Here is a 19,272-nt window from a genome sequence, read left to right on the forward strand (position 1 = left end):
CTCGTGACGACCGACGACCGGGCAGCGCCCCACGTGCCAGGGGGCGAGGGGGCGACCTGGGCGCGCCGTGCCGTCGCCGCCGCGGCGCGGCGCTGGGTGCGGCACCCTCGCTGGTCGCTCGCGGTCAAGGGCGCGGTCGCCGCTGCCGTCGCGTGGTTCGTCGGCGTGCTCGCGCCCGAGCCGTTCTCCGACTACCCCTACTACGCGCCGCTGGGCGCCGTCGTCGCGACGACGAGCACGCTCGCACGTTCGGTCCGCGAGTCCACCCAGGCGATCCTCGCGATCCTCGTCGGCGCGGCCATCGCGCGCGGCGTCGACCTCGTCCTCTCCCCGAGCGCGCTGTCCGTCGCGCTCGTCGTCGGCCTCGCGCTCCTGTGCTCGGGGTGGCGTCGCTTCGGCGAGATGGGCACGTGGGCGGTGACGTCGGCGCTGTTCGTCCTCATCATCGGCAACGCGGCCAAGGTCGAGTTCGTCGGCGCCTACGCCGGGCTCGTCGTCGTGGGCGCGGCGATCGGCGTCGGGATCAACCTGCTGGTCCCTCCGCTGCCCCTCACGCCGACCGAGGAGGCGCTCGACGGGCTGCGCGACACGCTCGTCGACCAGGTCGAGGCGCTCGCGGACGGGCTCGAGGGGGAGCGGCCGCCGTCCGCGGAGGAGTGGGAGGGACGCCGCCGCGAGCTGGAGCCGACGCTCGCCCGTGCGCGCGACGCCGTCGCGCGCACGCGCGAGGCCGCTCGGGCGAACCTCCGCCTGCGCCGGCACCGGGACTGGGCGCTCTCCCAGGTGCGCCGCTCGCACGAGCTGGAGGTGTCCGCGGACGTCGTGGGGTCGCTCGTCCGGCTCCTCGTCGAGTGGGAGCGCGAGGGGCGCGACGACCTGGCGCTGGGAGCCCGCCTGCGCCCGCTCGCGGCCCGTGCGCTCGACGCCTACGCCGCCGCCCTGCGCTCCGTCGGCACCGAGCCCGCGGACGAGGAGGCGCTGCGCGCCCTGGCCGCCCGCGCCGAGGACCTGCGCAGGGCGGTCCGGGCGGCGCGGCAGGAGGACGACGAGGACTACTTCGTCGCGGGCGCGGTCGTGCTCGCCCTCCGGCGCGGTGCGGGGGTCCTCGCCGCCACCTGACCGCGGTCTCGCTCCGTCGCTCCCGCACCACCGCAGGACCGGGACGCACGAGCCGCCCCGGTCCCGCCGGCTGGTCGGACGCAGCCGTCGCGGGGCCGGGGCGGCTCACGCGGTCAGGAGGTGGCGCTCACGCGCAGGGTCACCCGCACGTGTGCGCGTCGTGCTCGACCACGACCTCGCTCGTCACCTCCTCGCCGTCGACCGTCGCGGTCGCCGAGACCGTGACCTCACCGGCGTCGACCGTCGTGGCGCGCGTCGCGAACGACTGGTAGGCGGCCTTGCGGGGCTGGACGTCCGCGACCGTCCGCGACCCGAACGCCGTCGTGAGCGTCACGTCCGCCGGGACGTCGGACGCGTTCGTCGCCGCGACGGCGAGGTACGCCTTGCCCGCGAGGCACCGCGGGGAGACCGCCACGTCGAGCTCGACCCCGGACGGCTCCGCGGCCGGCGTGACCACGAGGCCGCGCAGGCTCCCGGTGTTGTCGAACGAGCCGAAGCCGACGCGCCCCTCGGTGAACGTCGTGTCGTTCGCCGTGAGGAGCGGGGTGTCGAGGCCGTCGAGGTACACGGCGATGTCGCCGCTGTCCGCGCAGCGCACGACGCGCACGTCGTGCCACTCCTCGTCCGTGACCGCAGGCGGGGCACCGACCGCGCCGTCCCACTGGTCGTCGATCCGCTCCCGGTCCTTTCCGTCGACCTTGAAGATGCCGTTGTGGGCATAGATCGTGTTGTCCTGCGAGAGATGGGCGTAGTAGTACTCGGTGTCGGACTGCCAGCCGAACACCACGATCACGTCCCGGTTGTTCACCGATGCCGGTGCGTCGAGCTTGACCTCCGCGTCGAGCGCGAACGAGCCGAGCTCGGGACCCTCGGTGAGCACGGCGTACTCGAACGGGCGACGGATGCCGTCGTTCGGGTTGTCGCCCGCCTGGGCGAGGACGACAGCGTCGCCGGGGAACTGCCACTTGGCCGGCGTCCGCGGCGCCCAGTGCTCGGCCGCCATGACGTCCGTGATCGGCTCGCCCGCCGGCGCGCACGACGGCGGGGCCGGGGGCTCGACCGGCTGGGCGCCGAACCGGGCGTACTGCGCCGCGACCTGCTCCGGCGTCGGGACGACGTCGAGGAACATGAGGTCGTCCATGCGGCCGTTGAACGGGTTGGCCTCCCGCGTGTCCTGCGGGAAGCTGCCGCCGATCTTGAGCCCCGCGGGGTCGGTCGGGGACGTGGCCCCGGCGCCCCAGGGGTTCGAGGCCGTGTACTCGCCCTCGAGCTCCTCGCCGTTCATGTAGAGCTTCATCTCGCCGCCCGCGAAGTCGAACGTCGCCGCGAGGTGGACCCAGCGGTTGCGCTCGAGGATCTGGTCCCACGGCAGGTCGGCCGCGAACGTCCAGGACCCGGCGCCGTCGACCCGGCGGCCGAGCGCGACGAGCTTGAGCTCGTTCCCGACCGTGATGACCTCGAGCAGCGCGCGCACCGCGTGGCCGTCCGAGGTCCCGGTGAGGACGCCCGCGAGCCCGATCGCGTTGTAGCGGTCGTCGGGGTTAGCGGTGCCCGAGTTGAGGGCCGGGTGCTCACCGGTCGGCTTGAACCAGCCCATGACCGAGATCTCGTCCGCCCCCGCGAACGCCCCGAGCGAGTCCACGCCCGCGGGGTCGTAGACGCCGGCCTTCCAGTCGTCGTTCGACGCCGTGCGCGGGCTCATCTGCTGCGTCTGCAGCGCCTCGCCCGCGCCGGGGTAGGCCCGGTCGGCCACGCGCATCTCGACCCCGCCGTTGACGAGCTGGATGTTCGTGCCGGACCAGCCCTGGTCCGCCTCCCACGTCGTCGAGCCCGCGACCGGGTGGTCGAAGTCGTAGTGCGCCGCGACGTTCCCGGCGAGCTCGGGGAGCACGACGGGCGAGGACGCCCCGACGCGCCGCGCGCCGGTGACCTGCCAGATCTTCCCGTTGGCCTTCGAGATCAGGTAGAGCTCGCCGTCGGCGTCGGACCCGAAGCGCAGGTCGACGCGCTGGTCGCCGACGAGCTCCTGGAAGGTCGTCTCCGCGCCGTCGGCGAACACGCGCAGGTGCTCGATCTCGGCCAGGTCCTCCAGGTCGCCGTCGTTGCGGACCATCTCGTCCTGCTCGGTGGCCAGCACCCAGCCGCGCACGAGGTCCGTGAACAGGTAGCGTCCGCGCAGCTCGGGGATGTCGCCGCGATAGACGAACCCGCCGTTGAGCGCGACGCCCGCGTCGCCGGTCTGACCGGGGTCGCGGTTGTGGTCGTAGGCGGCCACGGGGTACGTGAACCCGTTCTCGGCGTCGTTGGCGGGCAGCGGGTAGATCTGGCGGTTGTCGGCGAGGAACGACCCCTCGCGCACGGACCAGCCGAAGTTGTCGCCCGGCTCGACGGCGTACACCGACTCGACCTGCCACTCGCCGATGTGCCCCAGGTACATCGTGTGGTCACCCTCGGGGTCCCAGCTGATGCGGTGCGGGTCGCGCAGGCCGACGGCGTAGATCTCCGGCAGCGCGCCCGGCGTGCCGACGAACGGGTTGTCCGCGGGGATCCCGTACTGCCCGTTGGCGGCGTCCGTGCCCAGCGGGTCGATGCGGAAGACCTTGCCCTGCGGTGTCGCGAGGTTCTGCGGGTTGCCGTTGCCGACGCCGTTGCCGCCGTCGCCCACGAGGACGTAGAGGTTGCCGTAGTCGGCGTCCCCCTCGGTCACCGTGGGGTTGAACGCGATCTGCTGCACCGTGTGCACGCGGCCGGCGAACGGCACGCGCAGGACCTCGCGGCTCGTGCCCGCGAAGACCGCTGCGGACGGGTCCGTCGCCTTCCACTCCGTGACGACGCTGTGGAACTGCGTGTTGCCGTACGCGGGGTAGTCCGGGGTGTCCTCCGTCAGCGCCGTGCCGCCCTCGGTGTGGACCGTGTAGAACAGGCCGTTCTCGGCGAAGTCGGGGTGGAACTCGGCGGAGCCGAGGCCGGTGCCGAGACCCGCGCTGTTGTGGAAGTTGTCGAGGAACTGCTGGCGCACGTCGAGGTACGGCACGTACGCGCCCGTGTCCTTGTCGACGGTGTAGAGGACCGCGTTGTTGTCCGGCACCATGAGGCGGCCCGAGCCGTCGGGGATCTCGTCGAGGTGCGTAATGCGGTTGTGGCGCACGAGGCGCGGGTCCTGCGTCGCCGGGGTCGTCTGCGACGCCGGGAGCTGGGCCAGCTCCGTCACCTCGATGCCGAGGGTCGACGGCGTCGGGTCGGGCAGCGGGTTGAGCAGCGGCTCGTTGGGCGTCGTGCCGCCCGCGGCGCAGTCGGCCGGGTTGCCCGTCGGGATCGCGAGGTTCTGCCCGGCCGTGTCCACCGCGACGTCGTCGAGCATGAGGCGGCCCGCGCTGCTGGCGCCGTTGATCCAGAAGAACCGGTCGAGCGCCGAGGTCACGCCCTGGCGGAAGCCGAACTGCTGCTCCGTGCCCTCGGGCAGCCGGGTGATCTCCTCGTAGGGGCCGCCCTGGCTGTACACGCTGACCTTGTCCGTCGCGTTGTCGGCGACGATCCAGACGCACTGCCACGTGTCGCGCGACCAGACGCCGGCGGGCTTGAACGCGCCGCCGTCGCGCACGAGCATGACGTCGTTGTTCTGGTTGTTCACGTACGCGCGGCTGTGCGCGTAGTCGGACGGCGCGTCGAGGTCCGTGATGCCGAAGGACGTGTCGACGCTGCCCGTCCGCATGAAGCGGAAGAACACGGTCCCGGTCGTACCGTCCGCGATCCCGGGGACGGCGCGGTGGGCGCGCTGGGTGCCCCCGACCATCTCGAGGACCTGGTTGTTGCCGTTGAGCGGGTCGGCGACGACCCGCGCCGCGGACGAGGCGGACCAGCCGTCCTGACCGTTCAGGGCGGTGCGCTGGTAGGCCTCGAAGCTGAGGATCTCGCTGAACTCGTCCGCGGCCTCCTCCGCGGCCGCCGGTGGTCCGAGGAGGGTTCCTCCCAGGACGGCCGCGAGGGAGAGGGCGATCGCCGCTCTCCCTCGTCGGCTCGAATGCGTAGACGTCATCGTCTGCTCCGTTTCGTCGGATGGTGCTGGCACGACAGCGGTGAGCGCTGTCATGTCTCCGACCCGCCGGCCGTCCGTCGCCGGGTCGGGCTCCTGCGCACCGCCGGTTCCCCTCGGCCGCGTCGTTGCGCCGGGGTCCGCACGGGCCGCACGCACGGTCGGTGACGGCCCCTCGGCCGCCGCGTCCTGCTCTCCTGTCCGGCTCGAGCTGCACGTCCGTGTGCGCGACCCTCGCAGCGTAGGGAAGGCGCTTTCCGAGTGTCAAGGGACACGCGCGTGCGGTGCGTCCGAGGCCGCACCTGCCCGACGGACGCCGGCTACCGCCGGAGGATGCGCGCCTTCTGCGTCGCGAGCTCCGCGTCCGTGAGGATCCCCTGGTCGCGCAGTGCCGCGAGCTCGCGCAGCTGCGCGATCCGCACGTCCATCGCGTCGGACGCGCGCTGCCCCGGCGTGGCGGGCGGATCCGGGGGAGAGGTGGGCGGCGGGTCGTCGCCGGAGGCGGGTTCGCGCAGGCCGGAGGCGACGGCGAGCAGGTCGGCCAGGTCGGTGTCCCGGAGCCGGTAGGACGTGAGCGACCCTGGGAGGGCGCGGCCGACGTCGCGCAGCATCTCTTGCACCAGCGCGCCCACGGGACCACGGACGACGACCTCGACGTCGACCCGCTGCCCCGGCGCCGCGGTGCGCAGCTCGAGCAGGTCGAGGCCGAGCGCGGCGAGGCGCTGGAGCAGCCCGTACAGCGCGGCCTGGTCGCGCACGGTCGCCTCGAGCAGGGTGCACTCCGCCGTCCGGTGCACGCCCAGCTCGGCCAGGTCGGCCGCGGGGAGCGCCACGGGACCCAGCACCGTCACCTCGATCATCGTCGTGCCGTCCATGCGCCTCTCCTGGGTCGCCCACGTCGCACCAGGATGCGTGCGCGCCGGGCGGCGCGGATCACCCGGCGCGGGTGGCACCCGGGTGGGGCGCCGGGCGACTACCCCCGGCGGGTGAGCACCGGTGGCGCCCCGCGACCCACAGTGGGAGCATCGCGAACGTTCGCGACCTGACACGAGGGGTGCCCGATGGACGGCTTCTGGGACTGGTTCTGGCTCATGGTGTGGTGGTTCTTCTTCATCGCCTACCTCGTCGTGCTGTTCCAGATCGTCGCGGACCTGTTCCGCGACAAGGCGCTCAGCGGCTGGTGGAAGGCACTGTGGATCATCGCGCTGATCTTCGTGCCCTACCTCTCCGCGTTGATCTACGTCATCGCCCGCGGGCGCGGCATGGCGGAGCGTCACGCCGAGGAGGACCGCGCACGGCGCCAGGTCATGGACGACTACGTCCGTGCGACCGCGGGCACCGGCAGGTCGCCGGCGAGCGAGATCGCGGACGCGAAGGCGCTGTACGACGCCGGGACGATCGACGCCGACGAGTTCGCCCGTCTCAAGGCCCGGGCGCTCGCCTGAGGACCCGGTGATGGCGGACGAGGGCGAGCGCACGACCGCGACCGGCACCGACCGGGCCGCGCGCACCGGGACGGGCACCGGCGAGACGACCGAGACGGCGGGCGGCGAGACCGCCGACGTCGCGGCACGGCTCGCCGCGCTCGAGCGGGAGAACGCCGAGCTGCGGCGCCGGCTCGAGGAGCGGCCGACGGCGCTCGACGGCGGGGGCGGCGCGGGCACCGGTGGGAGCGGGGAGCCGCCGACCGCCGTCCGCCGTCCGCGGCGCCGCCTGCGGGCCGTGGCGTGCGCGGTGCTCATCACCTTGGGGGCGCTCCTGGCCCCGTTGGGTGCGGTCTCGGCGTGGGCGCAGCGAGAGCTGACGGACACCGACCGCTACGTCGCGACGGTCGGTCCGCTCGCCGCGGACCCGGTCGTGCAGTCCGCGGTCGCGGGGCGGCTCACCGAGGAGGTCATGTCCCGCATCGACGTCGGGGCGCTCGTCGACGACCTCGTCGGCGGGCTGGAGGAGCGCGACGTCCCGCCGCGCGCCACCCAGGCGCTCGCCGCGCTCGAGGCGCCGCTCCGCAGCGGCGTCGAGTCCCTCGTGCACGAGACCGCGACCCGGCTCGTCGAGAGCGACGCGTTCGAGGGCGCCTGGCTCCAGGCGAACCGCGTGGCGCACCAGCAGCTCCTCGCCGTCATGCGCGGCGAGGACGGCGACATCCTCCAGGTGGACGACGGTCGCCTCAGCATCCAGCTCTCCGGTCTGATCGACCTGCTCAAGGAGCGGCTGGTCGACCGCGGGCTGGGCGTCGCCGCCCGCATCCCGTCGGTCGACGCGACGTTCACCATCGCCCAGTCCGCGGAGCTCGTCATGCTCCAGAACCGGTACGCGCAGATCGTGACGCTCACGACGTGGCTGCCATGGGTCGCCCTCGGCCTGCTCGCCGCCGGGGTCCTCGTCGCGAACCGTCGGTCGCGTGCGCTCGTCGTGGCGGGGCTGGCGCTGACCGGGGCGATGGTCGCGCTCGGCGTCGGCCTCGCCGTGGCGCGGGGACTCTACCTCGGTGCGCTCTCCGGGCAGGTCCTGCGGCTCGACGCGGCCGAGGTCGTGTTCGACCAGGCCGTGGGGTACCTGCGCCTCACGCTCCGCACGGTGGGAGTGCTCGGCCTGGTCGTCGCGCTCGCCGCGTACCTCGGCGGGCCGAGCGAGTCGGCGCGCAGCCTGCGCGCAGGGCTCGGGCGCATGGGCGCCACGGTACGGGGATGGGGCGAGGGCCGCGGGGTCTCGGCGGGTCCCGTGGGCGACTGGCTCGGGCGGCACAAGGCGTTCGTACGCGTCGTGGTCGTCGGGGCCGCGGCGGTCGTCCTGCTGCTCGCCGGCTCTCTGACACCGGGCCTCGTGGTCGGCGTCGCGCTCGTCGCCGGCCTCCTGCTCGTCGTGGTCGAGATCCTCGCCCGACCGCCCGTGGTCACCGAGCCGGCGAGCTCGTCGTGATCGACGCTGTCGACCCGCCGTCCCGGGTCCGACCGACCTGACCTGTTCCACCCGGCGTTCGCCCTGCGCCTCCCCGGCCGCGGGAATAGCCTGCCCTCATGACCTCGGTCGAGCAACGTGCCGAGCAGGAGGACGTCGCGCTCGTCGCCGACGTCTTCGAGACGATGCGTGCCCGGACCTCGGTCCCGGCGCTCCCCGCCTCGACGGTCCCGCGGCCCGCGGTCGAGGCGCTCGTGGCTGCCGCGGTGGCGCGGCGCCTGACGCTCGTGTCGGCCGGGCCCGGTTGGGGCAAGACCACCGCGGTGGCTCGGTGGGCGCGTGCCACGACCGGCCTGCGGGTCGCCTGGCTGACGCTGGAGCCGTTCGACGACAAGCCGGCCGCGTTCTGGGCCGACGTCCTGTCCGCGCTGCGCGGCGCCGGCGCCGTCCCCCCGGGGCACCCGCTCGAGACGCTCGTCGTCCCGCCACGGCTCTCGCCGGCGCTCCTGCGGCGGGTGCTCGCCGCGCTCGAGCAGCTTCCCGAGCCGGTGGTGCTCGTGCTGGACGACTTCCACCACGCGGCGTGCGCCGAGGTCGCGGCGACCGTCGACGACATGCTGCGCTACCCGCTGCCCCTCCACCTCGTCGTGCTCACGCGCGTCGACCCGCTGGTCCGGCTCCAGCGGTTGCGCGCGCAGGGTGAGGTCGCCGAGGTCGGTGCCGCGGACCTCGCGTTCGACGCCCCGGCCGTCACGACGCTCGCCGCGGTGCAGGGGAAGCCGCTCTCGGCGTCCGACGCGGGGCGCGTCCTCGACGAGACCGGCGGCTGGGCGGTGGGCGTCCGCCTCCGGGTCGACGCCGACGACGCCGCGAGCCGGGCGCGCGCCGACCGCTCGGCGGCGGAGTTCCTCCTGGCCGAGGTCCTCGACGGCCAGGACCCGGCGACCCGCAGCTTCCTCCTGCGCACGAGCGTGACGTCGGCCGTGTGCCCCGACCTCGCGTCCGCGCTGGACCCGGGCGCGCCGGCGGAGCGGCTGCTCCCGGGCCTCGCCGCGGCCGACGGCTTCGTCATGACGGCGGGCGCGCACCGCACCTGGTACCGGTACCACCCGCTCCTGCGCGAGATGCTCCTGAGCCAGCTCCGGGTCGAGGACCCGGCCCGGCTGCGTGACGCGCACCGCGCGGCGGCGCGCTGGTTCGCGCAGGACGGCGAGGCGGTGCGGGCGCTCGAGCACGCGGCCGCCGCGGAGGACTGGCCCCTCGTGGGTGAGGTCTTCGTCGAGGGGGCCGCCGCGCAGCTCGCGGGCCCCCACCGCGAGACCGTCGCGGACGTCCTGCGCCGCGTGCCGTACCCGACGATCGGGGTGGACGCGCGGTTGCACCTGTGCGCAGGCGCCCTCGCGTACGTCGACGAGCGGTTCGACGCCGCCCGCCAGCACGTCGCGACGGCCCGCGACCTCCTCGACCCCGCCGATCAGCCCGCCGCCGCCGTGCTCCTGGAGCTGCTCGACGCCTCGATCGCGCGCGCGACGGGGGACGTGCGCGGCCTCGCGACGGCGGCCGGCGCCGCCCTCGCGACCACGGACGCCGCGCCCTACCCGTTCCCCGCGCTCGACACCTACCGCGGCCTCGCGCGAGCCCACCGCGCCGCGGGCCTCGCCTGGTGCTCGGTGGGACCCGAGCCGGCGGCGGCCGCGTCCGCGCCGCCTCCCGGCCGTGACTGGCGGGCTCCCCAGCTCTTCGTCCTGGGCGCACGGGCCGCGGCGTCCCTCCTCGCGGTCGCGGAGGGCCGGCTCGACGAAGGCGACGCGGCCGCGCGCGAGGTCGTCGCGGAGGCCGAGCCTCGCGGGTGGGACGGGTACGCCCACGTGCGCCCGGCGCACGCGGCCCGGGCGTGGGTGCTGTACCTGCGCGCGTCGGACGACGCCCTCGACCGGGAGCTCGCGCACGCGCTGGCGGCCGACGCCGGGGGGCGCGAGCCGGCGTCCGAGGCGGCCGTCCGGCTCCTCCAGGCCCTGGTGGCGGCGGACCGCGGGCACGCCGCGGCCGCGCGGCACGCGCTGGTCGCGGCCGACCGCGCGCTCGGGCCCGTCGCGACGCCCCCGGTCCTCGCCGACCTGTGGGTCCGGGCGACGGCCGCGGTCCGGCTGCTCGACGACGGGACGCAGCCCGCGCTGCCGGTGCGCGCCCGGCGGGAGGGGCTGGGTACGGCCGCCGTCGTCGCGGTGTGCGGCGCGCGCGAGCTGCTCGCCACGGGGCGGACCGGGGCCGCGGCGCGCGCCGTCGCGGGGCTCGTGGACGCGGGGGAGGACGAGGTCGACGTCGTCGCCCGGGTCGAGGCGGCGCTCGTCGAGGCGTCGGCCCTGGCCCGGGCGGGAACCCGCCGCGTGGAGGTCCCGCTGGCCCGCGCCCTGGACCTCGCCGCCGTCGAGCGGGTCGCTCGCCCCTTCCTCACCGTCGTGCGGGAGCTGCGCCCGGCTCTCGCGCGCGCGGTCGCCGCGCGCGGCGACGCGCTCGCCGCGCGCCTGCGCGCCCACCTCGACCCCGCGGACCGCGCGCCGGAGCCGGCCCCGCTCGTCGAGCCCCTCACCGAGCGGGAGCTGGCGATCCTCGCCGTCCTGCCCTCGATGGCCAGCAACGTCGAGATCGCCGAGGACTTCTTCGTCTCGGTGAACACCGTGAAGGCGCACCTCAAGTCCGTCTACCGCAAGCTGGGCGTGAGCTCGCGCCGCGACGCCGTGCGACGGGGCCGCGAGCTCGGCGTCGTGCCCTGAGCCGCCGCCTCAGACCCGGGCGGGCGAGACCTGGGCCGGGGTGCCGGCGTCGGCAGGCGTGCCCCGGTGCCGGTCGACCTGCCGCAGCACGAGCTTGCCGAGCTCGGCCAGGACGAGGAACGCGAGCGCGACGAGCGCGCACACGCCCCACTGGCCCCCGTCGAGGTCGACCGTGCCGAAGATCCGCTGGAGGCCGTCGAGGGTCGTGACGAGGAACGTCAGACCCAGGGACGCGAGGAGCAGCACGACGAACCGGCCGTTGGCGAGCGTCTCGAACGACAGGATGCTGGCCCGCGGGTCGCGCCACTCGAGCGCGGCGACGACGTGCAGGAGCGACATCGCGGTGAGTCCCATCGTCGTCGCGACGGCCAGGTCGGCGTCGGCCTCGCCCCACGCCACGGCGACGAGCGAGCCGACGGCGATGAGCACACCGCCCACGGCGAGCCGGACCCCGAGCCCGCGCCCGATGACCGGCTCGGTCGGCGGCCGGGGACGGCGGCGCATGAGGCCGGGCGTCGCGGCGTCGAAGCCGAGACCGATGGCGAGCAGCACGTCGATCGCGAAGTTCACCCAGAGGATCTGGAGCGGCGTGAGCGGCGTGCCGCCCGCGACGGTGAAGATGCCGGCGCCCACGAACGTGAGGATGAAGCCCACGAGCACGACCATCTGGAAGCGGATGTACTTCATGAGGTTGTCGTAGAGCCCGCGGCCTCCCTCGACGGCGGCCACGATCGTCGCGAAGTTGTCGTCGGTGAGGATCATCTCCGCGGCGTCCTTGGTCACCTCGGTGCCGGTGATGCCCATCGCCACGCCGATGTCCGCGCGCGTGAGCGCCGGGGCGTCGTTGACGCCGTCGCCGGTCATGGCCACGACGTCGCCCTTGCGCTTGAGCACGTCGACGAGGCGCACCTTGTCCTCGGGCGCGACGCGCGCGACCACGCCGATCTCCCCGACCTCCGCCTCGAGCTGGGCGTCGGACATCGCGGCGAACTCGGCGCCGGTCAGCGCGCGGCCCTCGATGCCGAGCTGCCCGGCGATCGCGGCCGCGGTGGTCACGTGGTCGCCCGTGATCATCCGGACGCGGATGCCGGCGTCCCGACACTCCGCGATGGCGTCGCGCGCCTCGCGCCGCGGGGGATCGACGATGCCGACGAGCCCGACCAGCTCGAGGTCGCGCACCGCGTCGAGGAGCTCCCCGGACAGCTCGTCCCGGCCGACGGTCCGTCGCGCGACCGCGAGCACGCGCATGCCCTCGCCCGCGAGCGCGTCGTTCTCGGCCACGACGCGCGCCCGGGCGTCGTCGTCGAGCGGCGCCGTCCCGCCGTCGGCGGTGAGGTAGCGGCTCGACCGGGCGAGCAGCACGTCCGGGGCGCCCTTGACGAAGCACGTGAGCGCGCCGTCGATGTCGTGGAACGTCGCCATGAACTTGTACGCCGCGTCGAACGGGACCTCCGCGACGCGCGGGTGCTCCGCGCGCGTCTCCTCGACGTCCAGCCCGGCCTTCGCCGCCAGCACCACGACGGCGCCCTCGGTGGGGTCGCCGATGCACTCGCCGTCGCGCACGACGGCGTCGCTCGCGAGCGCCAGGGGCAGCGCGACCGGCTCGAGCGGGACGTCCGTCGCGCCGGCGGCCGCGAGGATGCGGCCGGTCGTGGAGTAGCCCTCGCCGTCGACGGAGAACCGGCGCCCGGCGAGCACCAGCCGGCGCGCCGTCATCTGGTTGAGCGTGAGGGTCCCGGTCTTGTCCGAGCAGATGGCCGACGTCGAGCCGAGCGTCTCGACCGACTTGAGGCGCTTGACGATCGCACCCTCCTCGGCGAGCCGCCGGGTGCCGAGCGACAGCAGCATCGTCACGACCGCGGGGAGGCCCGTCGGGATCGCGGCGATCGCGAGGCTGATCCCGACCACGAAGAGGCTGTCGAAGTCCTCGCCGCGCACCAGGCCCAGGACCACCACGACGACGAGGGCGATCGCCGCCATCACGGTGATGATCACGGTGATGCGGTCGAGCTGGCGCGTGAGCGGGGTCTTGTCCTGCTCGACTCCGCTGAGCATCCCGGAGATGCGGCCCACCTCGGTCGTCATGCCCGTCGCGGTGACGACCATCTCGCCGCGCCCGCGCGTCACCTGCGAGTTCATGTACGCCATGTCGGTGCGGTCCCCGAGCGGCGCGTCGTCCGCGACGACGGTCTCGACGCCCTTGGCGACGGGGGTGCTCTCGCCCGTGAGGCCGGCCTCCTCGATCTCCAGCGACGCCGCGACGAGCAGCCGCCCGTCGGCCGGGATCTTGCTCCCCGCCTCGAAGCCGACGACGTCGCCCGGCACCAGCTCCTCCGCGGGCACCTGCTCCTGGCGCCCGTCGCGGCGCACGGTGGCCGTCATGACGAGCATCTGCTGGAGCGCCGCGACGCTCTGGGCGGCCTTGCCCTCCTGGTGCAGGCCCATGAGGGCGTTGAGCACGGTGAGCCCGAGGACGACGACGCCCGTGGTGACGTCGCCGAGCGCGATGATGCTGACCACCGCCGCGCCGACGAGGACGAGCTGCATGAGGTCCCGGTACTGGCGCAGGAACGCCTGCCACGGCTTCTCCTTGCGCTCCTCCGCGAGCGCGTTGGGCCCGTACCGGGCGCGCCGCTCGGCGACCTGCGCCGACGTCAGCCCGACCGCCGGGTCGACGTCGAGCGCCGCGCACACGGCCTCCGTCGAGGCGGTGTGCCACGGGCCCGTGGCGGGAGGGACCTGCTGTCGGGGGATCTGCGCAGCCGTCATCGTGGGCTCCTCTCCGGCGCTCGTCACCACGGTCGCAGCGGACCCGGGGCGGAGCCTCACCCGTCGGGGGTGAACGCGGCGCACCGGCCACGGCCGGGCACGCCGGTCAGGACCGCGACCCGACCAGCCCGCTCTCGTAGGCGACGATCACGGCCTGGACGCGGTCCCGGACCCCGAGCTTGGCGAGCAGGTTGCCCACGTGCGTCTTGACCGTCGTCGACGACAGCACGAGGCGCTCGGCGATCTCGGCGTTGGACAGGCCCTCGGCCACGCACCGCAGCACGTCGAGCTCGCGAGGCGTGAGCGACCGCAGGCGCGGGTCGAGGCCGTCGTCCGCCGGCTGCTCCCCGGCGGGCAGGTGCGGTGCGAAGAGGTCGAGCATGCGGCGCAGCACGCGAGGCGCGACCACCGAGCTCCCCGCCGCGACGGTGCGGATCGCCTCGACGAGGTCGTGCGGACGGGCGTTCTTCAGCAGGAAGCCGCTCGCGCCGGAGCGCAGCGCCGCGAACGCGTACTCGTCGACGTCGAACGTGGTCAGCACGAGCACGCGCGTCCCGGGGTGCTCCGCGACGACGCGGCGGGTCGCCTCGATGCCGTCCATCCCGGGCATCCGGACGTCCATGACGACGACGTCGGGCGCGAGCGCCGCGACCTGGTCGAGCGCGACCCGGCCGTCGGACGCCTCGCCGACCACCTCGAGGTCGGGCTCCGACTCGATCACGAGCCGGAACCCCATGCGCAGGAGCGCCTGGTCGTCCACGAGCAGCACGGTCGTCACGGGGCCCCTCCGTCGTCCTCGTCCTCCGGCAGATCCTCCCGCAGGTCCCGTCGCAGCTCCTCCGGCCGGTCCCACGGGAGCACGACGCGCACGACCCACCCGCCCTCGGGGCGCGGGCCGGCCGCGACGCTGCCGCCGAGCAGGGCCGCGCGCTCGCGCATGCCGAGGATGCCGCGGCCGGTCCCGCCGCCCGCGCCGGGACGGGTGCCGCCGGCGTCGCGGACCTCGACCTCGACGACGTCCGCGCCGCGCCGGACCTCGACCTCGGCCGTCGACGTCCCGGGCGCGTGCCGCAGGACGTTCGTCAGCGACTCCTGCACGACCCGCACGACCGCGAGCCGGAGCGAGGTGTCGTCCGGGAGCGGGACGTCGAGGCCGGTCGCCGTCACGGGCACGCCCGCGGCGCGGAAGCGCGCGACGACGGCCGCGAGGTCGGTCGCGGTCGGCTCGGGCCGCCCGTCCGGTGCCTCGGGCTCCTCGTCGCCGGGGTCGAGCGCGCCGAGGACGCGCTGCATGTCGGTCAGCGCGTCGCGCCCGGTCCGGGAGAGCTCTCGCAGGGCCTCGCGCGAGCGGTCGGGTGCGCGGTCGAGCGCGGCGCCCGCGCCGTCGGAGAGGGCGACCATCACCGAGACGCTGTGCGCGACGACGTCGTGCATCTCCCGGGCGATGCGGGCGCGCTCGGCCGCACGGGCGAGCGCGGCGCTCTGGTCCCGGTCCCGGGCCATGGCCCGGTAGCGCTCCGCCAGGTCCTCGGCGTGGAGCCGGCGGGCGCGCGTGCCGGAGCCGGTGGCCATGCCGAGGAGCAGGAGCGCCAGCAGGAGCGAGACGGACGCGGACCGGCGGCCGGGGGAGAAGGGCGGCTCCGCGAGGTCCCGCACGGGGTCGCCGTCCGGTGTCACGACCGGGTCGCTCCAGAGCAGGATCTCGGCGAGGCCGATGTCCTGCCACCACCACAGCGCCACCGTGACGACGGCGAGCACCGCCGCGCACGTCAGCCACGCCGTGCGCGGCGGACGGGACGCCGCGACGGCGTGCACCGCGCACGCCAGGCACACTCCGAGCACCCCCAGCACCCCCGCGGTCGCGAGCGACGCGACGGCCAGCGCCGTGAGCACGGCCGCGACGACGAGCGGTCGCGTGCGGCGGCCGAGCAGGAGCAACGCCCCGAGGACGGCCCCGGCGAGCCAGGTCGTGACGACCACCTGGGCGACAGGTTCGTCGGGCCGGAAGAGGCCGAGCCCGGTGGAACCCTCGACCGTCGCGAGCCCGAGGACCGCGGTGAGGAGCCCGAGCACCACGACACCGGCGACGAGTGCGGCGTCCGCGGCCCGCGGCCGGTCTGCGAGGAACCGGCCGAGCGGCCCGCGCCGCCGGAGGTCGGGCGTGGTGAGGGGGATGTCGTCGGTCGCCGTGCGCACGGCAGCGGCGGGGGACGGCGGGGGCATGGCCCCACTCTCCCATTCGTGCCGGTCCACGTCAGGTGACGTCATGGTGCCGGAGGCGGTACCCCGCCGCGACGAGCAGGACGGCGGCCCACGCGGCGAGCACGAGACCGCCCGCCCACGGACCGACGTGCGGGCCTGGCGTCGTCGCGTCGAGGGCGGCGAGCCGCTCGTCGCCCTGGAGGAGCCGCGCCCCGGCGCCCGGGAGGAGGGCGCGCGCCGTGTCCGCGACCCGGCCGGGGTTCGTCGCGAGGAGGTGGTCGAGCACGACGACCAGGACCACGCCGGCGACCAGCGCGACGTCGGGCCGGCGCAGCAGCGCCCCGAGCCCCAGCCCGACGAGCGCGACCCCGGTCTGGTAGAGCACGAACCCCCCGAGGAGGCGCGCCGTCTCCGGGTCCGCGACGTCCAGCACGAGCCCGACCGCCGCGCGCTGCCCGGCTGTCGCCGCGAGCGCCGCCCCCAGCGCGACCGCGGCCGTGAGGGCCGCGACCGCCGTCGTGACGAGCACCTGGGCCACGAGCACGGGGACACGCCGGGGGACCGCGACGAAGGTGACGCGTGCCGCACCGGTGCGGAACTCGCCCGCGCCGGTCGTCGCGCCCAGGACGAGGAACCCGAGCTGGGCGAGCACGTACCCGGCGACGGCCACGGGCGCGCCGGACGCGCCGTCGTCGGGCCGGGCGAACAGGCCGAGCGCCCAGGCGCTCGCGGCCGACGCCGCGACCGTCGCGAGGGCGAGCCAGCCCGTCGCGCGCAGGCTCGTGAGCTTGTCCCACTCGGCCGCGAGCACGCTGCGGAGGGTCACCGGCGAGCGGTCCGCGGGGAGGGCGGCGGGGGCCGGTCTCGTCGCGGCCACGTCACACCACGTCCCGCGTGCGGAGGCGGACGTCAGCCAGGGCCAGGGGGACAGCGACCCACGCCGCCAGGACGAGCCCACCGCCCAGCGCGCCGAGGTCCGGCGCACCCTCGACGGTGCCCTCGGCCGTCAGCAGGGATCCCGCTCCGGCGGGGAGGAACGTCACGGCGGTGTTGACAGCGGCCTGGGCGGACGGCACGTCCGAGGACGCGGCGAGCGGGTCGCCCGCCAGGTCGGCCGCGAGCACCAGCGCGACGGGCAGGACGAGGACGACGAGGACCGCGACCGTCAGGGCGGGCACCGGCCGCCGGAGCAGCGCGCCGAGCGCGAGGCCGAGCAGGGCCATCGCGACGAGCAGGAGCACCATCCCACCGAGGACCCGGGGCGTGCCGTCGCTCGCGAGGTCGAGGGCGATCCCCCGGGCACGTGACGAGGGGACCAGGGCGAGGACGGCGGCGCCGACCGCGAGCACGGCCGTGAGCACGGCGAACGCGGCGGTGACGACCGTCTGCGCGGCGAGCACCGGCCAGCGCCGCGGGACGGCGACGAACGTCGTGCGGAACGTCCCGGTGCTGTGCTCGCCCGTGCCGACGAGGACGCCCAGGACGAGCGGGGGCACCTGGGCGAGCAGCAGCCCCGACGTGAGGGAGCCCAGCGGGTCGAACCCCGGGTCCACGGAGGACGCCTGGGCCGAGAGGTAGGTCAGTGCGGCCGAGACCGCGACCGTGAGCGCGGCGGCCCACCAGGAGGACCGGAGGCTCGTGAGCTTGGTCCACTCGGAGCCGACGGCGCGCGCGAGCGTCGGGCCCAGGGGCGTCGTCCGCGCAGGGGCCGGGGGAGTGCGGGCCGGGACCGGGGTCGCGGCGGTCATCGGGCACCGCCCGCGGCGGCGCGGTCGCTCTCGCCGGTGGCGCGGCCTCGGTACTGGACCGCTCCGGCGGTGAGCCGCAGGTACGCGTCCTCGAGCGAGCCCGCGTCCTCGGCGAGCTCCTGGACCGGTGCGTCGGCGAGGAGCCGGCCCCGGCCGATGACGACGACCCGGTCCGCGCAGAGCGCGAGCTCGTGCATGAGGTGCGAGGAGAGGAGCACGGTCCGCCCTTCGGCGGCGAGGCCGCGCACGAGGCCGCGCACCCACAGGACGCCGTCCGGGTCGAGTCCGTTGACGGGTTCGTCGAGGATGAGCGTGCCCGGGTCGCCGAGCAGCGCCGCCGCGATGCCGAGGCGCTGTCCCATCCCCAGCGAGAAGGTCCCCGCGCGCCGCCCGGCGACGCTCTCGAGACCGGTCATCCCGATCACCTCGTCGACGCGGCCCCGGCCGATCCCGTGGGTCCGCGCGAGGGCTCTCAGGTGTCGGAACGCCGTGCGCCCCGGGTGCACGGACCGGGCGTCGAGCATGCACCCGACGGCGTGGAGCGGCGCCCGGAGGTCGGCGTACCGGTGGCCGTCGACGGTCGCCGTTCCTGACGTCGGGCGCTCGAGGCCGACCACCACACGCATCGTCGTCGACTTCCCCGCCCCGTTCGGGCCGAGGAAGCCCGTCACGGTGCCGGGCCGCGCCGTGAACGTCAGGCCGTCCACCGCCGTCGTCGGCCCGTAGCGCTTGGTGAGCGCCTCCACCTGGATCATGCGTCCTCCCGTCGTCGCGGGGCGCCCGGTCCTCGGGTGCCGCCGTCGTCGACGCTACGGACGGGGCGGGGTCGCCGGCTCCCGCCGTCGGCCGAGATCCGCCGGGGAGCGCCCTCCTCCTCGAGGAGGAGGCGGTCCTACCGGGGGTGGAACCAGGCGCGGTCCGGGCCCGGGGGTCACGGCGCGTCGGGCCGGGACGCGTCCACCGTGCGCTCCGCCACCAGGACGCCGGCCTCCCACCCTGGGGCGCGACCTCCCTCGGGCGGCTCCTGGTCGACGGGGAGTCCGGCCCGCACCAGCAGCCAGGCGACGAGCGAGTTGGAGTTCCACATGTCGTGGGCGCCCGGCGGCCTGCGACCCCAGGTGAACGTCGGGACCGCGGGGACCGCGTGCAGGAGCCGCGCGGCCGCGGCGGCGTCACGGGTCACGACGACGGCCGGTCCCACGGCGTGGGAGCGGTCGGGGATCAGCCCGTAGGGCCAGCGGCGCACCTCGTACCGGAAGAGGCGTGAGCGGCCGAGCGGACGGGCGCCGACCGGTCCGGTGGCGACGACCCCGCGCACGTCCGGGCCGTGGCCCCACGCGGGAGTCATCTCGACGGTGCAGGGGACGCCCTCCAGGTGCACCTCGAGCGCGGCGTGGAACAGCGGGCCCGGGCGGCGGCGCTCGAGGAGGGCGCACGCGCGCTCCCACCACGCGCTCGTGCGCCGCACCACGTGGCCGCCGGCGCCGACCGGCAGCCAGAGCAGCTCGACCCGGTCGTCGGTGCCACGGGTGCTCGTCGTCACCCGACGACGCTATAGGCTGGGCGCATGCTTCCGGCGTGAGAACGCCGGCGGGATCCGATGAGACAGCGGATCGAGAAGCCCCGTCGCTCCACACGGCGGGGCTTCTCGCTGCCCGGGTGAACGTGCCGGGCGAGCATTGTGGCCCGTTCCTGGGCGGGAGTAGCGTTCGCAGTACGCCACGAC

At 75.5% G+C, this 19,272-nt stretch carries 13 protein-coding genes; 4 read left to right on the forward strand and 9 right to left on the reverse strand.

Annotated features, from left to right (window positions below; all coding sequences use genetic code 11):
• Window positions 1-3: 3 nt before the first annotated feature.
• Window positions 4-1,119, forward strand: coding sequence for an FUSC family protein (locus tag AC6CH9_RS03750; RefSeq protein WP_498153729.1), 1,116 nt, complete (start codon window positions 4-6; stop codon window positions 1,117-1,119).
• 139 nt (window positions 1,120-1,258) lie between these two features.
• On the opposite strand, the gene AC6CH9_RS03755 is transcribed toward AC6CH9_RS03750, so the two are convergent.
• Entirely contained in the window at window positions 1,259-5,155 is a 3,897-nt protein-coding gene (locus AC6CH9_RS03755; RefSeq protein WP_498153730.1) for a PQQ-dependent sugar dehydrogenase, read from the reverse strand.
• A 317-nt stretch (window positions 5,156-5,472) separates the two neighbouring features.
• Window positions 5,473-6,027 carry an SHOCT domain-containing protein gene (locus tag AC6CH9_RS03760; RefSeq protein WP_498153731.1) on the reverse strand — a complete coding sequence of 185 codons (555 nt, stop codon included), beginning with the start codon at window positions 6,025-6,027 and terminating at the stop codon, window positions 5,473-5,475.
• Between the two features lie 186 nt (window positions 6,028-6,213).
• On the opposite strand from AC6CH9_RS03760, the gene AC6CH9_RS03765 reads away from it, so the two are divergent.
• The 3 genes from AC6CH9_RS03765 (at window position 6,214) to AC6CH9_RS03775 (ending at window position 10,827) form a co-directional block, all read left to right on the forward strand.
• Window positions 6,214-6,597: an SHOCT domain-containing protein gene (locus AC6CH9_RS03765; protein WP_498153732.1), complete on the forward strand. Its 384-nt coding sequence runs from the start codon at window positions 6,214-6,216 to the stop codon at window positions 6,595-6,597.
• Between the two features lie 10 nt (window positions 6,598-6,607).
• Complete coding sequence (locus AC6CH9_RS03770; RefSeq protein ID WP_498153733.1) at window positions 6,608-8,074, forward strand: hypothetical protein; 1,467 nt, start codon at window positions 6,608-6,610, stop codon at window positions 8,072-8,074.
• Window positions 8,075-8,172: 98 nt separating this feature from the next.
• Entirely contained in the window at window positions 8,173-10,827 is a 2,655-nt protein-coding gene (locus AC6CH9_RS03775) for a winged helix-turn-helix domain-containing protein (protein ID WP_498153734.1), read from the forward strand.
• A gap of 9 nt (window positions 10,828-10,836) precedes the next feature.
• Here the strand turns inward: AC6CH9_RS03775 and AC6CH9_RS03780 are convergent, their stop codons facing one another.
• From AC6CH9_RS03780 to AC6CH9_RS03810, 7 genes are all read right to left on the reverse strand, one after another.
• Entirely contained in the window at window positions 10,837-13,596 is a 2,760-nt protein-coding gene (locus AC6CH9_RS03780) for a cation-translocating P-type ATPase (protein WP_498153735.1), read from the reverse strand.
• A 106-nt stretch (window positions 13,597-13,702) separates the two neighbouring features.
• Window positions 13,703-14,374 (reverse strand): response regulator, encoded by a 672-nt coding sequence (locus AC6CH9_RS03785; RefSeq protein ID WP_389351267.1) that lies wholly within the window; start codon window positions 14,372-14,374, stop codon window positions 13,703-13,705.
• Window positions 14,371-15,819, reverse strand: coding sequence for a sensor histidine kinase (locus AC6CH9_RS03790; RefSeq protein ID WP_498153736.1), 1,449 nt, complete (start codon window positions 15,817-15,819; stop codon window positions 14,371-14,373). Before AC6CH9_RS03790 ends, AC6CH9_RS03785 begins: the two co-directional genes overlap by 4 nt.
• A gap of 31 nt (window positions 15,820-15,850) precedes the next feature.
• On the reverse strand, window positions 15,851-16,675 hold the full coding sequence (locus AC6CH9_RS03795; protein WP_498153737.1) for a hypothetical protein: 825 nt from the start codon (window positions 16,673-16,675) through the stop codon (window positions 15,851-15,853).
• 1 nt (window position 16,676) lies between these two features.
• A complete protein-coding gene (locus AC6CH9_RS03800; protein ID WP_498153738.1) occupies window positions 16,677-17,546 on the reverse strand; it encodes a hypothetical protein in 870 nt (289 codons plus the stop codon).
• On the reverse strand, window positions 17,543-18,301 hold the full coding sequence (locus AC6CH9_RS03805) for an ABC transporter ATP-binding protein (protein WP_498153739.1): 759 nt from the start codon (window positions 18,299-18,301) through the stop codon (window positions 17,543-17,545). The genes AC6CH9_RS03800 and AC6CH9_RS03805 overlap by 4 nt, the downstream gene beginning before the upstream one ends.
• A 176-nt stretch (window positions 18,302-18,477) precedes the next feature.
• On the reverse strand, window positions 18,478-19,089 hold the full coding sequence (locus AC6CH9_RS03810) for a hypothetical protein (protein ID WP_498153740.1): 612 nt from the start codon (window positions 19,087-19,089) through the stop codon (window positions 18,478-18,480).
• Between the last annotated feature and the right edge of the window lie 183 nt (window positions 19,090-19,272).

The organism is Cellulosimicrobium sp. GQ32, assembly GCF_059758455.1.

Coding starts and splice junctions, on each gene's coding strand:
- AC6CH9_RS03770 (WP_498153733.1), top strand. CDS start 6,608: ATGGCGGACGAGGGCGAGCGCACGACCGCGACCGGCACCGACCGGGCC.
- AC6CH9_RS03755 (WP_498153730.1), bottom strand. CDS start 5,155: ATGACGTCTACGCATTCGAGCCGACGAGGGAGAGCGGCGATCGCCCTC.
- AC6CH9_RS03775 (WP_498153734.1), top strand. CDS start 8,173: ATGACCTCGGTCGAGCAACGTGCCGAGCAGGAGGACGTCGCGCTCGTC.
- AC6CH9_RS03780 (WP_498153735.1), bottom strand. CDS start 13,596: ATGACGGCTGCGCAGATCCCCCGACAGCAGGTCCCTCCCGCCACGGGC.
- AC6CH9_RS03765 (WP_498153732.1), top strand. CDS start 6,214: ATGGACGGCTTCTGGGACTGGTTCTGGCTCATGGTGTGGTGGTTCTTC.
- AC6CH9_RS03790 (WP_498153736.1), bottom strand. CDS start 15,819: ATGCCCCCGCCGTCCCCCGCCGCTGCCGTGCGCACGGCGACCGACGAC.
- AC6CH9_RS03800 (WP_498153738.1), bottom strand. CDS start 17,546: ATGACCGCCGCGACCCCGGTCCCGGCCCGCACTCCCCCGGCCCCTGCG.
- AC6CH9_RS03805 (WP_498153739.1), bottom strand. CDS start 18,301: ATGATCCAGGTGGAGGCGCTCACCAAGCGCTACGGGCCGACGACGGCG.
- AC6CH9_RS03760 (WP_498153731.1), bottom strand. CDS start 6,027: ATGGACGGCACGACGATGATCGAGGTGACGGTGCTGGGTCCCGTGGCG.